The sequence below is a fragment of the Erysipelothrix enhydrae genome, assembly GCF_035066605.1.
Taxonomy (GTDB): Bacteria; Bacillota_I; Bacilli_A; order Erysipelotrichales; family Erysipelotrichaceae; genus Erysipelothrix; species Erysipelothrix amsterdamensis.
This window is the reverse complement of sequence record NZ_CP125807.1, coordinates 541,701-561,815: the sequence shown is the minus strand read 5'-3', so window position 1 is coordinate 561,815 and position 20,115 is coordinate 541,701. Positions and strand designations below refer to the sequence as shown.

At 37.6% G+C, this 20,115-nt stretch carries 25 protein-coding genes and 1 riboswitch; of the genes, 22 read left to right on the top strand and 3 right to left on the bottom strand.

The genetic code is table 11. The annotated features are described in order from the left end of the window. Positions 1–15: 15 nt before the first annotated feature. Together LLS04_RS02880 and pflA are read left to right on the top strand one after the other, a co-directional pair. Positions 16–1,284: a UDP-N-acetylglucosamine 1-carboxyvinyltransferase gene (locus tag LLS04_RS02880; protein ID WP_323611814.1), complete on the top strand. Its 1,269-nt coding sequence runs from the start codon at positions 16–18 to the stop codon at positions 1,282–1,284. A 177-nt stretch (positions 1,285–1,461) separates the two neighbouring features. Further along, entirely contained in the window at positions 1,462–2,205 is a 744-nt protein-coding gene (gene pflA, locus LLS04_RS02875) for a pyruvate formate-lyase-activating protein (RefSeq protein WP_323611812.1), read from the top strand. Between the two features lie 32 nt (positions 2,206–2,237). On the opposite strand, the gene LLS04_RS02870 is transcribed toward pflA, so the two are convergent. Genes LLS04_RS02870 through LLS04_RS02860 form a run of 3 tightly spaced genes read right to left on the bottom strand, consistent with a single transcriptional unit; the run spans position 2,238 to position 3,948 of the window. Continuing rightward, positions 2,238–3,089: a hypothetical protein gene (locus LLS04_RS02870; protein ID WP_323611810.1), complete on the bottom strand. Its 852-nt coding sequence runs from the start codon at positions 3,087–3,089 to the stop codon at positions 2,238–2,240. Beyond that, positions 3,090–3,635: a DUF1700 domain-containing protein gene (locus LLS04_RS02865; RefSeq protein WP_323611808.1), complete on the bottom strand. Its 546-nt coding sequence runs from the start codon at positions 3,633–3,635 to the stop codon at positions 3,090–3,092. Beyond that, positions 3,628–3,948, bottom strand: a complete 321-nt coding sequence (locus LLS04_RS02860; RefSeq protein WP_123170926.1) for a PadR family transcriptional regulator — start codon at positions 3,946–3,948, stop codon at positions 3,628–3,630. Before LLS04_RS02860 ends, LLS04_RS02865 begins: the two co-directional genes overlap by 8 nt. A 145-nt stretch (positions 3,949–4,093) precedes the next feature. On the opposite strand from LLS04_RS02860, the gene LLS04_RS02855 reads away from it, so the two are divergent. From LLS04_RS02855 to tilS, 20 genes are all read left to right on the top strand, one after another. Further along, positions 4,094–4,876 (top strand): threonine/serine exporter family protein, encoded by a 783-nt coding sequence (locus LLS04_RS02855; protein ID WP_003774308.1) that lies wholly within the window; start codon positions 4,094–4,096, stop codon positions 4,874–4,876. Continuing rightward, complete coding sequence (locus tag LLS04_RS02850) at positions 4,873–5,322, top strand: threonine/serine exporter family protein (protein WP_323611805.1); 450 nt, start codon at positions 4,873–4,875, stop codon at positions 5,320–5,322. Before LLS04_RS02855 ends, LLS04_RS02850 begins: the two co-directional genes overlap by 4 nt. A 30-nt stretch (positions 5,323–5,352) precedes the next feature. Then, positions 5,353–6,255, top strand: coding sequence for a DUF7916 family protein (locus tag LLS04_RS02845; RefSeq protein ID WP_323611803.1), 903 nt, complete (start codon positions 5,353–5,355; stop codon positions 6,253–6,255). 85 nt (positions 6,256–6,340) lie between these two features. Next, a complete protein-coding gene (locus LLS04_RS02840) occupies positions 6,341–7,618 on the top strand; it encodes an APC family permease (RefSeq protein WP_323611801.1) in 1,278 nt (425 codons plus the stop codon). A gap of 587 nt (positions 7,619–8,205) precedes the next feature. Further along, positions 8,206–8,622, top strand: coding sequence for a GNAT family N-acetyltransferase (locus LLS04_RS02835; protein WP_323611800.1), 417 nt, complete (start codon positions 8,206–8,208; stop codon positions 8,620–8,622). Then, positions 8,622–8,795: a hypothetical protein gene (locus tag LLS04_RS02830; protein ID WP_275158072.1), complete on the top strand. Its 174-nt coding sequence runs from the start codon at positions 8,622–8,624 to the stop codon at positions 8,793–8,795. The genes LLS04_RS02835 and LLS04_RS02830 overlap by 1 nt, the downstream gene beginning before the upstream one ends. Before the next feature lie 209 nt (positions 8,796–9,004). After that, positions 9,005–9,208, top strand: a complete 204-nt coding sequence (gene rpmE, locus LLS04_RS02825) for a 50S ribosomal protein L31 (protein ID WP_003774316.1) — start codon at positions 9,005–9,007, stop codon at positions 9,206–9,208. Between the two features lie 155 nt (positions 9,209–9,363). Then, positions 9,364–9,975, top strand: a complete 612-nt coding sequence (locus LLS04_RS02820; RefSeq protein WP_034886764.1) for a thymidine kinase — start codon at positions 9,364–9,366, stop codon at positions 9,973–9,975. Continuing rightward, on the top strand, positions 9,975–11,054 hold the full coding sequence (gene prfA / locus LLS04_RS02815; RefSeq protein ID WP_003774318.1) for a peptide chain release factor 1: 1,080 nt from the start codon (positions 9,975–9,977) through the stop codon (positions 11,052–11,054). The genes LLS04_RS02820 and prfA overlap by 1 nt, the downstream gene beginning before the upstream one ends. After that, positions 11,054–11,905, top strand: a complete 852-nt coding sequence (prmC, locus tag LLS04_RS02810) for a peptide chain release factor N(5)-glutamine methyltransferase (protein WP_275158074.1) — start codon at positions 11,054–11,056, stop codon at positions 11,903–11,905. Before prfA ends, prmC begins: the two co-directional genes overlap by 1 nt. A 57-nt stretch (positions 11,906–11,962) precedes the next feature. Then, complete coding sequence (locus tag LLS04_RS02805) at positions 11,963–12,571, top strand: L-threonylcarbamoyladenylate synthase (protein WP_013853437.1); 609 nt, start codon at positions 11,963–11,965, stop codon at positions 12,569–12,571. Continuing rightward, complete coding sequence (gene rpiB / locus LLS04_RS02800; RefSeq protein ID WP_003774323.1) at positions 12,568–13,023, top strand: ribose 5-phosphate isomerase B; 456 nt, start codon at positions 12,568–12,570, stop codon at positions 13,021–13,023. The genes LLS04_RS02805 and rpiB overlap by 4 nt, the downstream gene beginning before the upstream one ends. Next, positions 13,020–14,252, top strand: a complete 1,233-nt coding sequence (locus LLS04_RS02795) for a serine hydroxymethyltransferase (protein ID WP_323611795.1) — start codon at positions 13,020–13,022, stop codon at positions 14,250–14,252. Before rpiB ends, LLS04_RS02795 begins: the two co-directional genes overlap by 4 nt. Then, the gene (gene upp, locus LLS04_RS02790; RefSeq protein WP_003774326.1) at positions 14,249–14,869 is read left to right on the top strand and encodes a uracil phosphoribosyltransferase; all 621 of its coding nucleotides are present in this window, start codon (positions 14,249–14,251) and stop codon (positions 14,867–14,869) included. The genes LLS04_RS02795 and upp overlap by 4 nt, the downstream gene beginning before the upstream one ends. Before the next feature lie 70 nt (positions 14,870–14,939). Beyond that, on the top strand, positions 14,940–15,674 hold the full coding sequence (locus LLS04_RS02785; protein ID WP_323611794.1) for a copper homeostasis protein CutC: 735 nt from the start codon (positions 14,940–14,942) through the stop codon (positions 15,672–15,674). Between the two features lie 13 nt (positions 15,675–15,687). Then, positions 15,688–15,745: riboswitch (Fluoride riboswitch) on the top strand. A gap of 40 nt (positions 15,746–15,785) precedes the next feature. Then, on the top strand, positions 15,786–16,937 hold the full coding sequence (locus LLS04_RS02780; protein ID WP_323611793.1) for a cation:proton antiporter: 1,152 nt from the start codon (positions 15,786–15,788) through the stop codon (positions 16,935–16,937). Between the two features lie 91 nt (positions 16,938–17,028). Further along, the gene (locus LLS04_RS02775) at positions 17,029–17,229 is read left to right on the top strand and encodes a DUF1146 domain-containing protein (protein WP_018580299.1); all 201 of its coding nucleotides are present in this window, start codon (positions 17,029–17,031) and stop codon (positions 17,227–17,229) included. 28 nt (positions 17,230–17,257) lie between these two features. Further along, positions 17,258–18,256, top strand: coding sequence for a rod shape-determining protein (gene mreB / locus LLS04_RS02770; protein ID WP_323611790.1), 999 nt, complete (start codon positions 17,258–17,260; stop codon positions 18,254–18,256). An 89-nt stretch (positions 18,257–18,345) separates the two neighbouring features. After that, complete coding sequence (locus LLS04_RS02765; protein WP_323611788.1) at positions 18,346–18,912, top strand: hypothetical protein; 567 nt, start codon at positions 18,346–18,348, stop codon at positions 18,910–18,912. Then, a complete protein-coding gene (gene tilS / locus LLS04_RS02760; RefSeq protein ID WP_323611786.1) occupies positions 18,902–20,104 on the top strand; it encodes a tRNA lysidine(34) synthetase TilS in 1,203 nt (400 codons plus the stop codon). The genes LLS04_RS02765 and tilS overlap by 11 nt, the downstream gene beginning before the upstream one ends. Positions 20,105–20,115: the final 11 nt, after the last annotated feature.

The following is a 20,115-nucleotide window of genomic DNA, read 5'->3' as shown; positions in this document are numbered from 1 at the left end:
AAAGGAGTTGTTTGAATGGCAAAAGTTATAAAAATTGAAGGTGGACATCGATTAAACGGCAAGGTAAGAATTAGTGGAGCAAAAAATGCTACTGTAGCATTGATTCCTGCAGCCATTCTCGCATCTGATAGTGAAGTTAATATTTATGGCGTTCCTAATATTTCGGACGTTGAATCTTTATCAGTATTATTAAGAGAACTTAATGTAAATGTATCCTCACCAACCCCTGATCACTTCCAAATTGATACTACAGGTATGAAAAATGTGGATTTAGATCATGAAGCAGTTACAAAATTACGTGCATCATATTATTTTATGGGAGCACTTTTAGGAAAATATCGTTATGTGAAAATGCAAATGCCGGGAGGATGTTATTTAGGACCCCGACCTTTTGATTTACACTTAAAAGGATTTGAAGCATTAGGTGCTTCAATTGAATATAAACATGGTTTTTATGAAATTTCAGCAGAGCGTCTAATTGGTGCGAAAATCTATCTTGATTTTCAATCTGTTGGGGCAACAATCAATATTATGCTTGCAGCGGTTTTAGCTGAAGGTAAGACGATTATTGAAAATGCTGCGAAAGAACCTGAAATTATTGATGTCGCAAACTTTTTAAATAAAATGGGTGCGAACATTCGTGGTGCGGGTACAAACGTGATTACCATTGAAGGTGTCGAACGTTTGACTGGAAAACCACACGAAATGATTCCAGATCGCATTGAAGCAGGAACTTATATTATTATGGCGGCAGCAGCTGCAGATGATATGACCATTGAGAATATCATTCCACAACACTTAGATGCTTTAATTTCGAAATTAATTGAGATGGGTGTTGATATTGAAGTCGGTGTGGATTATGCACATATTCGCAAATCTGAGAAACCACTTGAAGCAATCGATATCACAACGCAAACCTATCCAGGATTCGCAACGGATCTCCAACAACCGCTTACGGCTTTGCTTACACAAACGCAGGGTCATTCTACGGTTAAAGAAACAATCTATGCGGAACGTTTTAAACATTGTAATGAGTTAAACCGTATGGGAGCAAGCATTCAACTGATGCCAGCACAAGCTTCAATTGAAGGTCCTTCAAAATTATATGGATCTAAAGTAGAAGCAACGGATTTACGATGTGGTGCATGTCTTGTGATTGCAGGGCTTATCGCTGAGGGCGTAACAGAGATTAGTGAAATTTATCATATTGATCGTGGTTACGATGATATTGATAACAAACTAACATCTTTGGGCGGCGTTATTTGGCGTGAAGAGAAAGCGTAATTTTAAATCTTAATCTTTGTGAAATCAAAACGTTTGTATACAAATTACAAACGTTTTTTTGTGAAATACGTGAATTTGTGAACATTGTTATTTCGGTAAACGCTTACAATATGAGCCTTAGTCATGTACATTTTTAGATATATGATACACTTGTATTACTAAAAAGGAGATGTGACCATGAAAGACTCAAGAACCGGTTATGTTCGTAAATTTGAAACAATGGGGATGGTGGACGGACCGGGAATTCGTACCATTGCATTCTTGTCAGGATGCCCATTACGTTGTTTATTTTGCCATAATCCTGATATGTGGAAAACTGATCCGGAAGATGCCATTACTGTTGATGAATTAATGGATAAACTCCGCCGATTCAAGCCTTATTTTGGTGAAGATGGTGGTGTAACGTTCTGTGGTGGTGAACCGTTAAATCAACCCGAATTTTTATATGAAGCAATGAAAGCGTGTAAAGCGGAAGGAATCAGTACGTGTTTGGATACTTCTGGCTTTGGTCGTCCGGATACTTTTGATGATATCCTAAGTGTTACAGATACAATTCTCTACGATATTAAGGGATTGGAAGAAAAAAAATATCGTGAAATGACCAGTGCTCCAATTCGTGTTACACATCAATTCCTAGAAAAAGCTCAAGAACATGGTGTTGCGACATGGATTCGTGTTGTAATCGTACCGGGATTTCATGATACCTATGAATATATGGATGAACTTGCGGAATACATTGCACCGCTCAATAATATCGAGCGTATTGAGTTACTTCCATACCATACAATGGGTGTGAATAAGTATGAACTTATTGATAAGGAATATCCACTAGAGGGTGTACCACCAATGAATCGCGATGTATGTGCGGATTTACAAACTTATTTACGAGAAAAAGTAGAAAAATTACGCAAAGAATTATAAAAAAGGCCTGTTCATATGAACAGGCCTTTTTCTTATTTCACCACCAGAGTATTGCTTAAACCGTTTGATTCGTAAGTGATTGTGAACCCATCGGTTCCATGTTTGAAATGATGTTGGAGGGTTCCAAGGGTACTTTGTTTCTGACTATCATTAAGATTTGAATACGAGTTACTCATGCCATTCATTGTGACAGAATAAGATCCAGATGTTCCATGTGGAAATTCTGTATAAGCAGCCATAGCATCCGATTGAATGTTTAAATTTCCAATAACAGAGGTAATGTAAGCCGAGGTATTTAAACCATTAAGTTTAATGGTACCAGCACCATCATTTACCGTTAATTTCGCATTCATACTGTCAACTTCAAAATCAGCGACAAGTTTGTTTGCGGTAATGTTTGTGTTCATCCCATCAATGGAATAGGATCGTAAGACATCATCACCAAGACCTTCGAGAAGGATATTTGATTTGATGGTATCGATATGCATCTTTCCTTTGTAGGAAGCAGGAATTTCAATTTCAAGTGAATCAAAATTAGCGATATCACATTGTCCGAAGGTACATGTGCTTGGGATTGTTGCAACAGTAAGGGTTTTGTTGTTTATTTCACTACGATATTGCTCAAGACTACCAAATCCTTTGACGGTAATTTCAGGTTGATTAACATATTTTACGGTTAAAGTATTGATCTGTCCGGTCTCAATGTTGATCTCGTTGACCGCTTCGTTGAAGACGTGTTTAACTTCTTGATAACTACTTTGGTTTGCTTCAGAAGCACTGTCATTTAAGACGTTTTTTAAAGGGATTCCTATTGCGAAGCTTAGACATAATAAACCACTGACTACAAATACAATGGGTATCCAAATTTTTCGAATGTTTTTCATCTATGCTTTTCCTCCTAAATTCGATTTAAAGAAATTTTTGACACAATAATTGAGACCTCGAAACCCGAATAAAGTAAGCCAAGTCATACCAATTCCGAGAAGGAACAATCCAAGTGATGCGAGTGCGAGAAGACCAAAGGTTGGAATTGTAACCATAGGGAGGACACCTCCAAATAGTAGGGGGATTGAGCAGAATGTAAGGACAACTCCAGATATAAAGAAGGCAAATAAAACAGCATACCCTGCTAGTACTGGTCCAATAAGAATTATTGCGATAAATACTTTTAGAAGTACTGTCATGATATATGTCGATGAAGCACTGTTTGGTTCATGGTGTGGTGGTTCTTCATAAATTCTTCCGCCCGTATATTGGCGTGCCATTTCAATCGGATCACCAAGTGTTCTTGAGATTTCAATTTCATCTTTGCCTTCAGCAAGTCCAAATTCAAAGTGTTCATGAACATCTTGAATAATATCGTCAATTTCATTTTGTGGTAAAATCTGTAGATTTTTTCTGAGTATGTATAGGTATTCGTTTTTAGTCATGGTTTTCTCCTCCCAATAATTCATTTACATGGCCGGTAAATACGTACCATTCATCGATGCGCGCTTTTGTATAAGTTTTTCCGCGATCGGTTAATTCATAATATTTTCGTGATGGACCTTGAGATGATTCCACGAGTTTTGTGGAAACATAACCGTCATCTTTAAGTCGTTTTAAAAGTGGATAGATTGTACCCTCAGTAATTTCGATGGTTTCTGAAATTTTACTGATTAATTCATAGCCATAATATTCTTTTTGAGATAGGAGAGATAGAACACAAAGTTCTAAGACACCTTTTTTAAATTGAGTATTCATAAGCTCACCTCGTTAATACAATATATCACACAGTACCTTTTTATACAAGGTAGTGTTTTGTAATTTATTTCTCACTTGTATTTAATTGGTGAATTTAGAGATATACCGTTGGTGTTTAAGGTATAATAAAGTTAGTTTAGGAAGTATGAAAGGAAATTCAATGGAAAAGACCGAGTATGAAATATTATTAGATGCTTGTATTTTAGCGGGTAAACTTATGATGGAAAATGGTGCGGAAATGCATCGCGTTGAAGATACCATGAACCGTATTTTGGAATCCAAACAAGGTGAGGGTGCCGGTGTTAGTTTTGTCCTACCTACCGGTATTTTTGTGACGACTTCAGATGGGGAACAAATAAAAATGAAGCGAATCCAAAAACGTCGAAGTAATTTAGCCAAGTTGGCAGATGTAAATCAGTTATCGCGTCTTTTTAGTGCAAATCAAATTGATGTTTATGAACTGTACTCAAGTCTTAAAGAGATAAATAGTGATGCTATGCAATATCCTGTTTGGATGAAATATGTTGCTGCTGCATTTGTGAGTGCGTTTATGATGTTGATTTTTGAAGGGTCTCTCTTTGATTTTCCGATTACGATGCTTCTGGGTACAATCGGATTTGGAATTCATTATTATGCATCCAAGAAATTGAATGTTAAGTTTATTGCGGAATTTATTGCTTCTTTTAGTATCGGTATTTTAACAATTTGTCTCCAGAGAAAAGGATTTATTGTTGATTTTGAGACGGTTATTATTGGAAGTATTATGTTGATGGTACCAGGAATTCCAATTATGAATTCAATCCGTGATTTTCTCGTAGGAAATACAATCTCGGGAACCGTATTTATGGTTGAGGCATTATTTATTGCGATTATGATTGGGTCGGGAATTATGGCATCGCTGCAAGTAATGGCGGGGGTGTTTGTATGATGACGATTGTTATTCAACTTGTGAGTGCTTTTGCGGCTGCACTTGGTTTTGGAATTATTATTGATGTTCCGAAACGTGCTCTATTATGTTGTGGAATCACAGGTATGATGGGTTGGATTGTGAATTGGAGTTTAATTCAAAAGGGTTTTGATGCAACCTTAGCAATTTTTATTGGTGCTGCAACGGTTTCGATGCTATCGATGCAATTTGCTAAGTATTTAAAAATGCCAACAACTGTTTTTAATATTCCAGCAATTTTTACGCTCGTGCCAGGGATTATGGCCTATCAAACGGTGAAAGCTTTTATTGGAGCAGATTATATTTTAGGTATTGAGTTACTTGTTCGAACATTTACCTTGTCTGTAACGATTGCGATTGCGATTGTTATGACGGAGGTAATCTATCGACTTATAGTTCGGATAATTCAACGAAATTTTTGTAGTTAGTCATAGATTAAAACAAAAGGGGGAAATATAATGGGTAAACGTATTTTAGATTGTAATGCCAGTGATTTTCGTTCAATGGATGGGGAGAGCCTAAAAACAGCGATTAAGGCTGCAGAGGGGCGTACGATTTGTTCTGAAAACGTTGTTTTTGGATCCGTACAAGGTGGCATCACGAATGCGGAGGTCGCCAAGGCTTTTGGAGCAGACTTAATTCTTCTTAATGGATTTGATACACTTAATCCATTTATTGCAGGTCTTGAGGCCTGTGAACCGAAAAAAATCATTCAAAAACTGAAGGAGTTAGTGGGACGGCCAATTGGAGTAAATTTAGAACCGGTAGATTTCAATGCGGAAATGTTAGAAGCGCAAGGTGTTATTGCAGAAGGTCGCATGTGCTCTGAAAAGACACTCAAAGAAGCTGCGAATCTTGGTTTTGATTTTATCTGCCTTACAGGAAATCCTGGAACCGGTGTTACCAATCATGAAATTGCGAAAGCAATTCGAAGTGCTCGTAAACATTTTGGCGGATTAATCATCGCCGGCAAAATGCATGGTGCTGGGGTAGATGAGTCTGTTGTTCCGCATCCAGAAACAATTAAGGCATTTTGTGATGCGGGAGCAGATGTGATTTTGATGCCAGCAGTTGGGACGGTACCAGGATTTACAGATGAAGAACTTATTCGTGCAATCAAGGTCGTACATCAACATCAAGCACTTGTCCTCACTGCAATCGGAACAAGTCAAGAAGGTTCAAGTAAGGCTGTGATTGAGAATATCGCAATTCGAAACAAAATTGCGGGTGCAGATATTCAACATATCGGTGATGCCGGATATGGAGGTCTTGCTCTTGTGGAAAACATCTTCGCGCTCTCAGTAGCAATCCGTGGAATTCGTCACACCACAACAATAATGTCCCGATCAATTAACCGTTAATACAAATAATATAAAAATGATATCCATTTTATCTGAATTCGTTTATCATTAAGTATAAATTCATTTTTCAGTTAGGATGGTAGACATGAAGAAAAAACTCGGGTTATTCAGTATCGTACTATTAGGAATTAACGCTATTATCGGTTCAGGTATTTTTCTTTTACCAAATAAAGCGATGGCACTTATGGGAACAGCAAGCTTAGCTGTGTTTATATTTAATATGTTTGTTGTGATGAGTATTGGATTGTGTTTTGCGGAAGCGGCAACGTATTTTAATAAAAATGGTGGACCATATGTTTATGCGAAAGAAGCATTTGGTGACTTCATAGGATTTGAAGTTGGTTTTATCAAGTGGGCGATCTGCATCATTGCTTGGGCCACAATGGCTGTGGCATTTGCGACAGCACTTGGACAAATTGTTCCAGCAGCTCAAGATCCAGTGATCCAAAATATTGTAGTCGTTTGTATTCTAGTTGGACTTGGTATTGTGAATATCATAGGGGTTAATATTTCAAAAATCCTCAATAATGTGGTGACGGTTTCAAAACTGGTACCAATGATTATTTTTATTGCAGTTGGTATCTTTTTTATTAAGCCAAGTAATTACAGTCCGGTATTTATTGAAACAACAGGTAACTTTGGGAAAACAGCACTGCTAATGTTTTATGCTTTTACCGGATTTGAGAATATTTCAGTGGCTGCAGAAGATATGGAAAATCCGCAAAAGGATTTACCGAAGGCGACTGTGATCGTTATGATCATTGTTTCACTCTTCTATTTTTTCATACAGTTCGTTTCGATTGGGATTTTAGGCCCTGAACTCGCTCATATACCTGCACCAATTCAAACGGCTATGGGTATGATACTTGGGCCTTTTGGAGCATCCTTTGTTGCGGCGGGGACTCTTGTTTCAATTGGTGGTATCAATATTGCGAATTCATTTGTTACACCCCGATGCGGCGTTGCGCTGGCAGATGATGGCTTACTTCCTTCGTTTATTGGTAAACGGAGTAAACGTGATACACCAACGTATGCGATCTTAATTTCAGTGGCAATTGCGATTCCTATTGCATTATCTGGAAGTTTCGCCACACTCGCTGCAATTAGTGTTGTTTCTCGTTTTGCACAATACATTCCGACATGCCTTTCGGTATTGGTATTCCGCAAAAGAAATCAACCTACTGAGTTTGATTTTAAAATGCCGTTTGGACCTGTAATTCCGATTTTCGCAATTACCGTTAGCTTTTGGATGCTGTCACAAGCAACCATGGAGCAACTTCTCTGGGGACTTGCGGGGCTGCTTATTGCAGTTCCGTTCTACTTTATAATGAAAAAAAATCGTCAAGATCAAATCAAGGTCTGATTACACCAAAAGAAAGGATGGAGTCAAAATAAAAAGAATAAAAGATCATCTATCATTATTTACCCCGATTTATGTCATTATTATGATTGGCTTAGGTTGGCTTATTTGTTCCAGTACAGGGGACTTCTTTTTCATCACAACCTACCTTCTCTACATAGCTATTATCATGTCTGGAATGGGCGTGATTAAATATGACCGTCATCACATACCAGACATGAAAACGGATATCCTAAGAAAAGAAGTTTATTTTTGGGGTGCATTTCTACTATGTTTACTTGGAGTAAGTGTTGTTTCCTTATTTGCTCACATTATTGAACCTGCCTATGTGCTAGTTTTATTGCTTCTTTTTGGTGTAGGATGTATCGACTTTAGGTTCAAATACAAAGAATTAAAGAAGAGGACAACACTAAGCTAAGGCGAAGTGTCAAAAAAAATACCGTTCTGAATATTAATGGTATTTTTTTATTAACTGAAATATAACAACACGGTAAACACAAAATGTCATCACATGTCACGGAAATGATTATTGGATATAGGTTGTGTAAGCAATTTATAAAGCGTACAATAATAAAGGCGGTGATACAGAAATGATTACGTATAAACAAGACGAAGATCTTGAATTAAACGATGTATTAAAACTGTACAATGATGCAGGTTGGTATGCATATACAAATAACCCTGAAAAACTTATGCGTGCCATAAAAAACTCAATGATTACACTTACGGCTTGGAAGGGAAACAAACTCGTTGGACTAATTCGTGCTGTTGGTGATCAAGAAACGATTCTTTATATTCAAGATTTACTGATTCTTAGTGATTGTCAACGTCAAGGAATCGGAAAAACATTATTACTAACACTTTTATCTCTGTATCCCGATGTTAGACAGACTGTATTAATTACGGATAATAATCCGAAGTTAATTGCATTCTATAAAAGTGTTCCGATGAAACTCATAGAGGATGCACAAGGGAAATGCTTCGTAAAATATCTAAAGGAGATATAATGAAAGATCAAGGTTATGGTGTTGGATTTGGATTACTCATCGGTACGGCATTTGGTGTTCTTATCAGCCTTTTGCTTAATATACCCATGATTTATACAATGGTAGCAGGCCCAGGTTTAGGGCTTATATTAGGGATTATCATCGAAAATATTATTAATTCGCAAAAAAGTTAATGCTGCTTAGAGCTCATCTAAATTTGCAAATAAGGCTTAAGTAGACTCTATAAAAGCATTCTTTTCAGTTTAAATAAATATAGGATTTTAAGCATAAAAATTTCATGGAATGCATAAGCGTTTTTTATTGCGCTTTACTATTGGATATGCTATTATAACTTAGCACTTATCTAAAGTGAAAATCTTTAGGCGGAAGGAGACATGTACATATGAAAAAAGGAATTCATCCAGAATACCACCAAACAAAAATTGTTTGTTCATCTTGTAATACTGAAATTGAAGTTGGTTCAACAGCAACAGATCTACGTGTAGATACTTGCGCAAACTGCCATCCTTTCTATACAGGTAAACAACGTTTTGCTAATGCAGCTGGACGTATTGACAAGTTCAATAAGAAATATGGTATAAAATAAGGTTCAACCTTATAAACAATGAAAAGAGTGTTGGCGACAACGCTCTTTTTTATGAGTAAATTATGAAATGTAGAAATATAGTGTTATTTTTAGGACTTTGTGTATAAATTTTGTTAAAATACGATAGAATAATAATGATGAGGTGAAAGAATATGATGTATCATCAATATCAAGAGGGTTATATCGAAGTCATTACCGGTTGTATGTTTGCTGGGAAGACAGAAGAGTTAATTCGTCGTATTAATGTTTTAAAATTTGCACATAAAAACATTATTGTTTTTAAGCCAGCTGTGGATAATCGCTACAGTGACAGTAAGGTCGTTTCGCATGCGGGAACTAGCGTGCAAAGTGTTGTAGTTGATAAGGCGACAGACATCTTAAAATACGTTACTAAAGAAACGGATGTTGTTGCAATTGATGAAGTTCAATTCTTTGATGAAGAAATTGTTAAGGTGTGTGACCATCTTGCCTTAGAAGGTAAACGCGTAATGGTAGCAGGTCTTGACATGGATTTTCGTGGTGAACCTTTTGGCGTAATTCCTAAATTAATGACTACTGCAGAGTTTGTTACAAAACTTACAGCGGTTTGTACTGAATGTGGCGCACCTGCGACACGTACACAACGTTTAGTAAATGGAAAACCGGCATCCTATCATGATCCAGTTGTCATGATTGGAGCAAGTGAATCGTATGAAGCACGATGCCGTCATGACCATATTGTTTTGGATAAACCTCAAATTAATGGAAATAGCGAAGGTGATAAATAATGATGGAAAAAACAATGAGAGACCGTCTTGAGAAGATTCAAGCACGTGATGAAGAAATCACAGAAATGATGATGTCTTCAGAAGTGTTGTCGGATCGTAAAATGATGGCAAAATTAGGTAAAGAACAATCGTCTATGCAGCAAGTCTTGCATGCATACCGACAATTCTTAGAAGCAGAAGACTTTTTTACGCAAGCACAAGAAATGCTTGCTGTAGATGAGCCTGAGTTGCAAGAACTTGCAGCAATGGAATCTGCAGAATATTCTGAAAAAATGGTAAAAATTATCGAAGAACTCGAAGTTCTGTTGGTTCCTAAAGATCCATCAGATTCGTTTGATGCAATTGTGGAAATTCGTGGAGCAGCGGGCGGCGATGAAGGAAATATCTTCGCAGGTGACTTATACCGTATGTACACCCGATATGCAGAAAGTCTTGGATACAAATACGAATTGATTGAAGCAATGGATGCTGAAGCAGGTGGATATTCTTTAATTTCATTCGTTGTGAAAGGTGCGGAACCATTCCGTCACTTTAAATTTGAATCAGGAGCACATCGTGTTCAACGTGTGCCAAAAACAGAAACACAAGGTCGAATTCATACTTCAACCGCAACAGTTCTCGTTCTAGCGGATGTTGAGGATGAAGAAATTGACATCGATCCAAATGATCTTGAGATTGACACAATGCGATCATCAGGCGCTGGGGGACAACATGTTAATAAAACAGACTCAGCTGTTCGTATTGTTCACAAACCTACAGGGATAGCAGTGAAGTGTCAAGATGGACGTTCACAACACGATAATAAAGATAAAGCAATGCGTCTTGTTCGTGCTCGTGTTTATGAAGAACATCAACGTCGTATTCAAGAAGAACGTCATGGCGAACGCCAATCTAAAGTTGGTACCGGTGCACGTTCTGAAAAAATTCGTACATATAACTATCCGCAAAACCGTGTGAGTGATCACCGTATTGGATTAACATTACAAAAATTAGACATAATTATGGAAGGTAAGTTGGATGAAATTGTGAATGCTCTTCTTGAGCAAGAACAAAAAGAAATCCTTGAACAAGGTGCTTAATGACTTATAAAGATTTAGTTAATGAGGGAACAGAGATTCTCGACAAAGCAAATATATATACGGGCTTCGCTCGTGTTTTAATGCTTGAACTCTTACGCGATAAAGATTTAGATATGTTTGCTATTTATAATGAAGAGGTTGAGGCTGTTTTCACTAACGAATATCGAAATAAGATTAATCAATTAACTACCGATGAGCCTTTAGGGTATGTCTTAGGATATGAGTGGTTTTATGGTTATAAGCTGTTTGTGAATGAGGGCGTACTGATTCCTCGTTCAGAAACAGAAGAACTTGTTGGTCATCTATTATCCGATATTGATGCACATTTTGATACACCCGTAATTGCGGATGTCGCATGTGGAAGTGGTGCTATTGGCATTGCTTTAGCAAAAGAATTAAACTTAAAAGTTTATGCTTCCGATATTAGTGAAGAAGCATTGGAAGTGGCACGCCGTAATGCGGACTACAACCAAGCAGATATGGAGATTATGCAAGGGGATATGTTAGAGCCTTTAATTGAGAAAAATATTAAGCTCGATGTTCTAGCATGTAATCCACCATATATTAAAAATACAGAACATATTCAAACTTCGGTATTGAACAATGAACCTCATGTTGCCTTATTTGGTGGTGAGGATGGTTTGTTCTTCTATCGTAAAGTATTTGAAAAGGCACATCTTGTTTTAAACGATAAGGCAGTGATGGCTTTTGAGATTGGTTTTGATATTGGGGAAGCAGTTGTTGCGTTAGCTCAAGAATTTTTTGGTGACGCTAAGATTGTGCTTCGTCAAGACATCAATGGCCTTGATCGTATGGTCTTTGTCTATAAAGGTATTAATCACGAAGATTAGTATCTTTTTTTTGGGGATGTGTGTGATAAAATAGACGTAGAGAGTAGAGGAAACGAAATGGATACAAAACGATTTAATAAAAATCAAAGTGATGACATTGCGCAAATGATTCAAGAGGGTGGGCTTGTCGCAATTATGACGGATACGGTCTACGGATTGGCTGCAAGTAGTGCAGATGGTTCGTTGTATCAAAAGCTAAAGGATGCGAAAGAACGTCCCGAGAACAAACCGTTCCCATTGATGGTTGGTTCCCTTGATCAAATTGAGAGTGTTGCGGAGTTAACAGACCGTGATCGTCATCTCATGAAAACCTTTATGCCAGGTGCGGTTACATTTATCTTTAACATTAAAGATGGAGTGTTTCCTTTCTTAGGCGATCAACGTACGATTGGTATTCGTATGGCTGATGACATATGGGTTCAAGACATTATTAACAAAGTAGGCTATCCAATTTGGCTTCCATCCGCAAATCGTTCAGGGTTTGATACAGCAATTTCATCGGACATGGTAATTGATCAGCTTGATGGTCGTATTGAAGGTGTTGTTTTAGGAGAATGTGTCGGAGGTGTTTCATCCAGTGTGTTTGATATTACAGGAGATGAAATTAAGTGTTTACGACAAGGTGTTATTACTTTAGAAGAAATTAATAAGGAGGTAGGATTATGAAAATCGCTATAGCAGCTGACCACGGAGGGTTTGAAACAAAAGAGGGACTCCGTTTAGTATTAGAGGAAATGGGTCATGAGGTAAAGGATTTTGGGGTTTATTCTGAAGAATCACAAGATTATCCTGACTTTGCTTACCCTGCAGCGAAAGCTGTAGCAGAAGGTTTATATGATCGTGGTGTAGTTGTTTGTGGAACCGGTGTGGGTGTTTCAATTGTAGCGAATAAAGTTAGAGGGATTCGCTGTGCTCTTGTAACAAGTACTGAGGTTGCGCAATTGACACGTGAACACAATGATTCAAACATGCTTGCATTGGGAGGGCGTACAACGCCTTATGAAACCAATGTCGCAATTCTTAAAACGTGGATTGAGACACCATACAGCGAAGATGCGCGTCATGGTCGTCGTATTTGTAAGATATCTGATTTAGAGACCAAGGAGGGCCGTGAATGAGAGATACAAAGGTATTTGAAGCCATTGAATTGGAAGAGCAACGACAACTCGATCATATTGAGTTAATTGCGTCAGAAAATTATGTTTCAGATCAAGTATTGGAAGTAACTGGAAGTATATTAACGAATAAATATGCGGAAGGATATCCTGGAAAACGCTATTATGGTGGCTGTGAGTATGTCGATATAATCGAAAATCTAGCGATCGATCGTCTTAAAGAAATTTATGGTGCAGAGCACGCTAATGTTCAACCTCACAGTGGTTCACAAGCAAATATGGCTGTTTATATGACTGTGTTAGAACATGGTGATGTTGTTTTAGGGATGGATTTAAATTCTGGAGGACATTTAACGCATGGACACCAATTAAACTTCTCAGGTATTAATTACACATTCTTCGGATATGGTGTTGATAAACATACTGAGATGATTGATTATGACTATGTATTAAAGAGAGCTTTAGAAGTTCAACCTAAATTAATCGTAGCAGGAGCAAGTGCATACTCTCGTGAAATTGACTTCAAGCGCTTTAAAGAGATTGCGGATGAAGTTGGAGCATATCTAATGGTAGACATGGCCCATATTGCAGGTCTTGTTGCGACAGGACTTCATCAAAGTCCCGTCCCTTATGCAGACTTTGTAACAACGACAACACATAAAACACTTCGTGGACCACGTGGTGGCGCAATTCTCTGTAAAGAAAAATATGCGCGCAAGTTGGATCGTTCTGTATTTCCTGGTATGCAAGGGGGACCATTGATGCATGTGATTGCTGGTAAAGCTGTATGCTTCTATGAAGCATTGCAACCAAATTTCAAAACATATCAACAACAAGTCATCCTTAATGCGAAAACCCTTGCACAAGAGTTTTCAAACTTGGGATATCGCTTGGTAAGTGGTGGAACGGATAATCACTTAATCCTTGTGGATGTGAAAAATAGTATTGGAATGACGGGCGCTCATGCAGAAAAAGTGCTGGATAAAGTGGGAATTACCATTAATAAAAATGCAATCCCATTTGATACAGAGCGACCAGCTGTTACAAGTGGAATCCGTCTCGGATCTCCAGCGATGACAAGTCGTGGTTTCAAAGAGGAAGAGTTTAAGAAGATAGCTCACTGGATTCATGAAGCGTTAACGCATTATGAAGACGACGAAATCTTGACACGAATTAGTAATGAAGTTAAAACATTAACACGTCAATACCCGGTGAGAGGAGAAAGAATATGATTACAGTATTAAATCACCCATTAATTACACATAAACTGACACAAATGAGAATGGAATCTACAAAGACCAAGGATTTCCGTCAAAATCTCGATGAAATAGCAGGTCTTATGGCTTATGAAATTACACGCGATCTTAAATTAGACCCAGTTACAATTAACACACCATGTGGAGAATATGACACATTCGAAATGAAACGTGATGTTGTTTTAGTTCCAATTTTACGTGCAGGTCTAGGAATGGTAGACGGAATTCAAAATTTAATTCCAACAGCTAAAGTAGGACACGTTGGTGTTTATCGTGATGAGGAAACACTGATGCCACATGAATACTTCGCAAAATTCCCTGAGAATTTAGCTGAGTCTGAGGTGTTAGTTTTAGATCCAATGCTTGCGACAGGTGGTAGTGCTGATGCAGCAATTGAAATCGTAAAAAGACATGGCGCAAAAACAATTAAGCTTGTTTGTCTAGTTGGGGCACCTGAAGGTGTTGAACTTATTAAAAAAGCACATCCAGATGTTGATATTTTCTTAGCAGCACTTGATGAAAAACTTAATGCAGATGGATATATTGTTCCAGGTCTTGGAGATGCTGGAGACCGAATTTTCGGTACAAAATAAATTCTAAACCACAGTTTTACTGTGGTTTTTTTATGTTTTGATATAATAGATACAAAAAGGAGTGAGCAGAATGATTGTTGAGGTATGTGCAGGAAGTGTGGAGGATTGCATCATTGCACAAACATGTGGTGCCAATCGTATTGAATTAAACAGTGGTTTATATTTAGGGGGTTTAACTCCAAGTGCAGGGATGCTTGTGTCTGCGAAACAACATACGAACATTCCAATTATCACCATGATAAGACCAAGAGGTGGGGGATTTTGTTATTCAGAATTGGAAGTGGAATCAATGATTTACGATGCTGAAAATTTAATTCAAAACGGTTCAGATGGACTTGTTTTTGGATTTCTTAACGAAGATTCAACCGTGAATACGAAACTTACTCAAAAATTTGTGGATATCTGTCACAATGCGGGAATCGAGGCCATTTTCCATCGTGCGTTTGATTGTGTTTTGGATCCTATTAAGGCAATTGAAGACTTAATTGCTTGTGGTGTTGATCGTGTTCTAACTAGTGGATTACAGGACCATGCAAGTGATGGCATTGAATTACTTGCAGACCTTCATAAAACCTATTCTAAGGATATCGAGTTTTGTGTAGGATCAGGTGTGAATGAATCGAATGCTTTAGAAATTGTGGGGAAAACAGGTATTAATCAACTCCATAGTTCGTTTAAGACGTGGTATTCGGATCCGACGACAAAAAACGATTCAGTTTCGTACGCTTACAGTCATCTTGGAGATTATGATGGTGTCAGTGAGGACAAACTTAAATCATTTATGAGTACAGTTCAAAAGCAATAAAATATGGTATAATTTACAAAACGGTGATGGAGTTCGCCATAACTGCGACAGCTGATAACTCCTACATAAGGCCATAGGGTCTTTTTGTAGGAGTTTTTTTATGGAGGTACTATGATATATACAATTTTACTAATCTTAATTCTAGGCCAAGTTTCAAAAAAAGTGGCGAAAACGATGCATGTTCCAGCATTACTCCTATTAATCATTCTTGGTATGACAATAGGGCCCTTTGGACTCAATTGGATTCATCCGAGCATTCAAATGTTGTCATCGGAGATTCGAGGTCTTGCTTTGATTATTATTTTACTTCGTGCCGGTTTTGGTCTCGATCGCCAAAATCTTACTCAAGTAGGTCGACCCGCATTTTTGCTTAGTTTTGTTCCAGGTGTTTTTGAAGCGGGAACAGTTATGATTTTAAGTATGCATTTTTTGAATTTTAGTTTTATTCAGGGTGGGATGTTGGGATTCATTTTGGCGGCAGTTTCTCCAGCTGTGGTGGTCCCAATGATGGTTTATTTAGAAAAAAATAAAATTGGCACCCAAAAAAAGATTCCAACTTTAATCCTTGCCGGAGCATCAGTGGATGATGTTGTGGCGATATCAGTATTCTCTGTTTTTCTCGGTTTTGCGAGTACAGGATGGATATCGCCACTTCAAATTATGCTGAGATTCCCCATGATGATTGTCATAGGACTTATTTCCGGGGTAATGCTCGGTCGAGTCTTAAGTGCCTATGGGAAGAATTCAAAGATAACTGTGTTTTTGATGTTGTTGCTTTCCTATTGTCTCCAAAGAGTAGAAAAGGTTTTACCCATAGCCTCATTATTAGGTGTGATGGTGAGTGCAGCAACACTTCGAGAACGTAATCTCTCACTATCCAATTATCTGTCAAATGCGATGGATTCACTTTGGGTTGTCGCGGAGATTTTTCTTTTTGTCTTAGTTGGTGCGAAAGTGGATTTTAAAGCGGCACAATCTTCGGGTATAATCGGAGTTGTAATCATTGTTTGTGCTCTTTTGGTACGTATGGTGGGTGTTTTTGTATCACTAATCAACACAGATTTAACCCTTAAAGAACGAATTTTTGTAGCAATTTCATACATACCGAAAGCGACAGTTCAAGCAGCAATTGGTGGGACACCTTTAGCCTTAGGTTTACCAAATGGTGAAGTAATCCTTGCGATTTCAGTTCTTGCGATTTTAATTACAACACCACTGGGAGCAATCGGAATGAACTTGACGGCGAAGCCACTCTTAGAGTGAACTAAAAATAAGAATATCGTAAATTTTGTTATTTTATATTATCAATGGAATTTCAGTGTGTTATTTGATATAGTAATATAGGTGAATAATTATGCATGATATCCAAAGAATTGTTTTATATTTCGTATGTTTTCTCGCAAGTGCTTATGCACTCAGTGGGATTGATTTTCATAAAGTGATGCGAAAAGGTAGTGAAACGCGTATTCAATTACTCTACATATTCTTATCTCTTGGATTAGGTTATGTTGTAGCGCAGTTTTTGATGGGATTATCATTCGCTTATTTCATGTAGAAAAGACGAGAGAATTGGAGGACAAAGAATGTTTTCAAAAGCAGTCGGAATTGACTTAGGTACCGCAAATATTTTAATTTATGTAAAAGGCGAAGGCGTCGTTTTAGACGAACCTTCAGTAGTATCCATTGATGCTGAAACTAAAAAATGCCTTGCTGTAGGACAATCAGCAAAAGATATGTTAGGACGTACACCAGGACGTGTTTTAGCAATCCGTCCATTGAAGGATGGCGTTATTGCAGATTTTGAAGTAACAGAAATGATGCTTCAATATTTTGTTAGAAAATTAAACCTTAAAGGTATGTTTTCACGACCAACAATCTTAATTTGCTGTCCATCAAATATTACATCTATAGAACGTAAAGCGATCAGTGATGCAGCTTATCGTGCAGGTGCTAAACGTGTTTACATCGAAGAGGAACCAAAAGTTGCTGCTGTCGGTGCAAATCTAGATATTTCAAAACCAGCAGGTTCAATGGTTTTAGATATAGGTGGAGGAACAACAGATGTTGCAATCCTTTCACTTGGTGAAATCGTAACAAGTACATCTCTAAAAGTTGCGGGTGACCGTTTAGATCATGACATTATCAAATATGTTAAAGATACATACAAACTTTTAATCGGTGATCGTACCGCTGAAGAAATTAAAACTCACATTGGTACTGCTCGTATTGACAGTGTCAAAGATATGGAACAAACTACGATTGCAGTTAGTGGTCGTGATTTAGTTACAGGTCTTCCAAATACAATTACATTAAAAGCTGAAGAAACAGCAAATGCAATGCATGAAAGTCTACAGGACATCGTTCGTGCTTGTCGTACTGTTCTTGAACAAACACCTCCTGAATTATCAGCAGATATCGTAGGACGAGGAATCGTACTTACAGGTGGTGGTGCATTATTACATGGCCTTGATGAATTGATTTCACATGAATTAAGTATTCCAGTTTATGTTGCTGAAAACGCATTAACATGCGTAGCTGAGGGAACAGGAATCATGTTAGAAAACTTAGACTTAGTTCGATAATTACAACTAAGTGTTTTAAAAAGAGCCAATGGCTCTTTTTATTTAGGGAGTCTCCATATTCATGTGTATCTAGTTTCGGAGGGGTTCTTATGATGAAACTAGAGCCAGGATGGCTAAAAAAATGTGAAAATCGATCCGTTAATCGGACTGTTGAAGAGTATTTAGAGACTTATCGCAAGTATATTTATTTGTTACCACCATACTATATCCGTAAAGAATGTATAAGCGGACTGAATCGAATGTGTCGCCAGAAAAATTGGTCTTGTGAATCATTAAAAATGACCGTGTCCATTGGTGATATCTGTTATATGGAATTTGGTCAAGCATTTATCAATGAAGCTGGTTATCAACATTTTGGATTAGTTATGGGGATATTCAACTATAAACTTTTCGTTGTTCCTATGACTTCAAATTATGAAATCATTCGACAAGCGAGGAATATAAATCTTTTCGGAAAACGACATCTCTATTACATTGGGAAAATACCAGGGCTCAATAAATCATCGGTATTGTTTCTTAATGATTGTAAGTATGTTAATTCTGCGAGAATTATTTCAATTAATGGTCATATTGATCCAAGCAGTGCGATGTTTAAAGAGATTCGAAATCTAATTATAAAAGAGACGTTTGATATGGAGGTAAGCGATGATGCATAAAAAGTGGATAGTAGGTGTATCGGGAGGGCCAGATTCGATGGCGCTTTTGGATATACTTTCTAAACAAAACATACCATGTGTTGCAGCTCATGTTAACTATGGTAAAAGAGAAACGAGCAAGCGTGACGAAGATATTGTTCGGAAGTACTGTGCAGTAAACCATATCCCGTTTGAATGTTCAAATTATGAGGATGATGGCGAAAACCATAATTTCCAACACCAAGCACGCGTGTTTCGTTATGCGTTTTTCAAAGAATTGGTACTTAAGTATAATGCTGAAGGTGTAGCAATTGCCCATCATTTCAACGATGATCTCGAGACCTATCTTTTCCAGAAACAACGTAAGATGGAAAGTGAACACATTGGATTGGCGCAGTTTACAGAAATCATGGGTGTAACCGTGTGGCGTCCCCTATTGGATATGACTAAAGACATGGTTGTTCAATATTGTGATGACAGCCAAATTCAATATGGAATTGATGAGTCAAACTTAAGTCTTGACTACACACGCAATCAAATTCGTAATGATATTCATTGTATGGATGAAAATTCATATGAAAGTTTAGTAAAAGAAATGCTTGCTGCAAAGCAATATGGTGAAAAAAGGAGTAAAATGGTGAAGAGTATCGCACTTCAGCTGGATTCTAAGGTTAAAGTCGATATGTATGCATTAATACAAGATGGTATACGACCACGCGTCCTAAGATTGTGGATGGCACAAAATGGTGTGGAGACACATGCGATGAGTGGTCCTTATCTTAAAGAGCTCGATACACTTATTTTGCAAGAAAAAGCTTTTATTCAGTTTGGAAACAAACGCCTAAGTTCAAGCTATGGAGAACTTGCAATTAGAGACAACACACCGTATGAATATCATTTTACTCAAATATCGTATGTTACTACGCATCATTTTATCTTAAGCGATTCGGGTCAAACGATACAAGGCGTGACGCTTTCGGCATCAGATTTTCCAATTGTAATTCGAAATGCCCGTGAAGGGGATTCGATAAAGATGAGGTTTGGGACGAAGTCTTTAAATCGATTCTTTATCGATCGTAAAATACCTCGTCATGAACGCGAAATATGGCCTGTTATTGTGAATTCCTCGCAACAAATTGTGTTTGTTGTGGGAATGGGTTGTGATGAGCATCATTACTCTAACAATCCCAATCTTTTTATGTTAGAATTATAGTTATCGCAGGA

Coding starts and splice junctions, on each gene's coding strand:
- LLS04_RS02880 (WP_323611814.1), top strand. CDS start 16: ATGGCAAAAGTTATAAAAATTGAAGGTGGACATCGATTAAACGGCAAG.
- pflA (WP_323611812.1), top strand. CDS start 1,462: ATGAAAGACTCAAGAACCGGTTATGTTCGTAAATTTGAAACAATGGGG.
- LLS04_RS02870 (WP_323611810.1), bottom strand. CDS start 3,089: ATGAAAAACATTCGAAAAATTTGGATACCCATTGTATTTGTAGTCAGT.
- LLS04_RS02865 (WP_323611808.1), bottom strand. CDS start 3,635: ATGACTAAAAACGAATACCTATACATACTCAGAAAAAATCTACAGATT.
- LLS04_RS02860 (WP_123170926.1), bottom strand. CDS start 3,948: ATGAATACTCAATTTAAAAAAGGTGTCTTAGAACTTTGTGTTCTATCT.
- LLS04_RS02855 (WP_003774308.1), top strand. CDS start 4,094: ATGAAAGGAAATTCAATGGAAAAGACCGAGTATGAAATATTATTAGAT.
- LLS04_RS02850 (WP_323611805.1), top strand. CDS start 4,873: ATGATGACGATTGTTATTCAACTTGTGAGTGCTTTTGCGGCTGCACTT.
- LLS04_RS02845 (WP_323611803.1), top strand. CDS start 5,353: ATGGGTAAACGTATTTTAGATTGTAATGCCAGTGATTTTCGTTCAATG.
- LLS04_RS02840 (WP_323611801.1), top strand. CDS start 6,341: ATGAAGAAAAAACTCGGGTTATTCAGTATCGTACTATTAGGAATTAAC.
- LLS04_RS02835 (WP_323611800.1), top strand. CDS start 8,206: ATGATTACGTATAAACAAGACGAAGATCTTGAATTAAACGATGTATTA.
- LLS04_RS02830 (WP_275158072.1), top strand. CDS start 8,622: ATGAAAGATCAAGGTTATGGTGTTGGATTTGGATTACTCATCGGTACG.
- rpmE (WP_003774316.1), top strand. CDS start 9,005: ATGAAAAAAGGAATTCATCCAGAATACCACCAAACAAAAATTGTTTGT.
- LLS04_RS02820 (WP_034886764.1), top strand. CDS start 9,364: ATGTATCATCAATATCAAGAGGGTTATATCGAAGTCATTACCGGTTGT.
- prfA (WP_003774318.1), top strand. CDS start 9,975: ATGATGGAAAAAACAATGAGAGACCGTCTTGAGAAGATTCAAGCACGT.
- prmC (WP_275158074.1), top strand. CDS start 11,054: ATGACTTATAAAGATTTAGTTAATGAGGGAACAGAGATTCTCGACAAA.
- LLS04_RS02805 (WP_013853437.1), top strand. CDS start 11,963: ATGGATACAAAACGATTTAATAAAAATCAAAGTGATGACATTGCGCAA.
- rpiB (WP_003774323.1), top strand. CDS start 12,568: ATGAAAATCGCTATAGCAGCTGACCACGGAGGGTTTGAAACAAAAGAG.
- LLS04_RS02795 (WP_323611795.1), top strand. CDS start 13,020: ATGAGAGATACAAAGGTATTTGAAGCCATTGAATTGGAAGAGCAACGA.
- upp (WP_003774326.1), top strand. CDS start 14,249: ATGATTACAGTATTAAATCACCCATTAATTACACATAAACTGACACAA.
- LLS04_RS02785 (WP_323611794.1), top strand. CDS start 14,940: ATGATTGTTGAGGTATGTGCAGGAAGTGTGGAGGATTGCATCATTGCA.
- LLS04_RS02780 (WP_323611793.1), top strand. CDS start 15,786: ATGATATATACAATTTTACTAATCTTAATTCTAGGCCAAGTTTCAAAA.
- LLS04_RS02775 (WP_018580299.1), top strand. CDS start 17,029: ATGCATGATATCCAAAGAATTGTTTTATATTTCGTATGTTTTCTCGCA.
- mreB (WP_323611790.1), top strand. CDS start 17,258: ATGTTTTCAAAAGCAGTCGGAATTGACTTAGGTACCGCAAATATTTTA.
- LLS04_RS02765 (WP_323611788.1), top strand. CDS start 18,346: ATGATGAAACTAGAGCCAGGATGGCTAAAAAAATGTGAAAATCGATCC.
- tilS (WP_323611786.1), top strand. CDS start 18,902: ATGATGCATAAAAAGTGGATAGTAGGTGTATCGGGAGGGCCAGATTCG.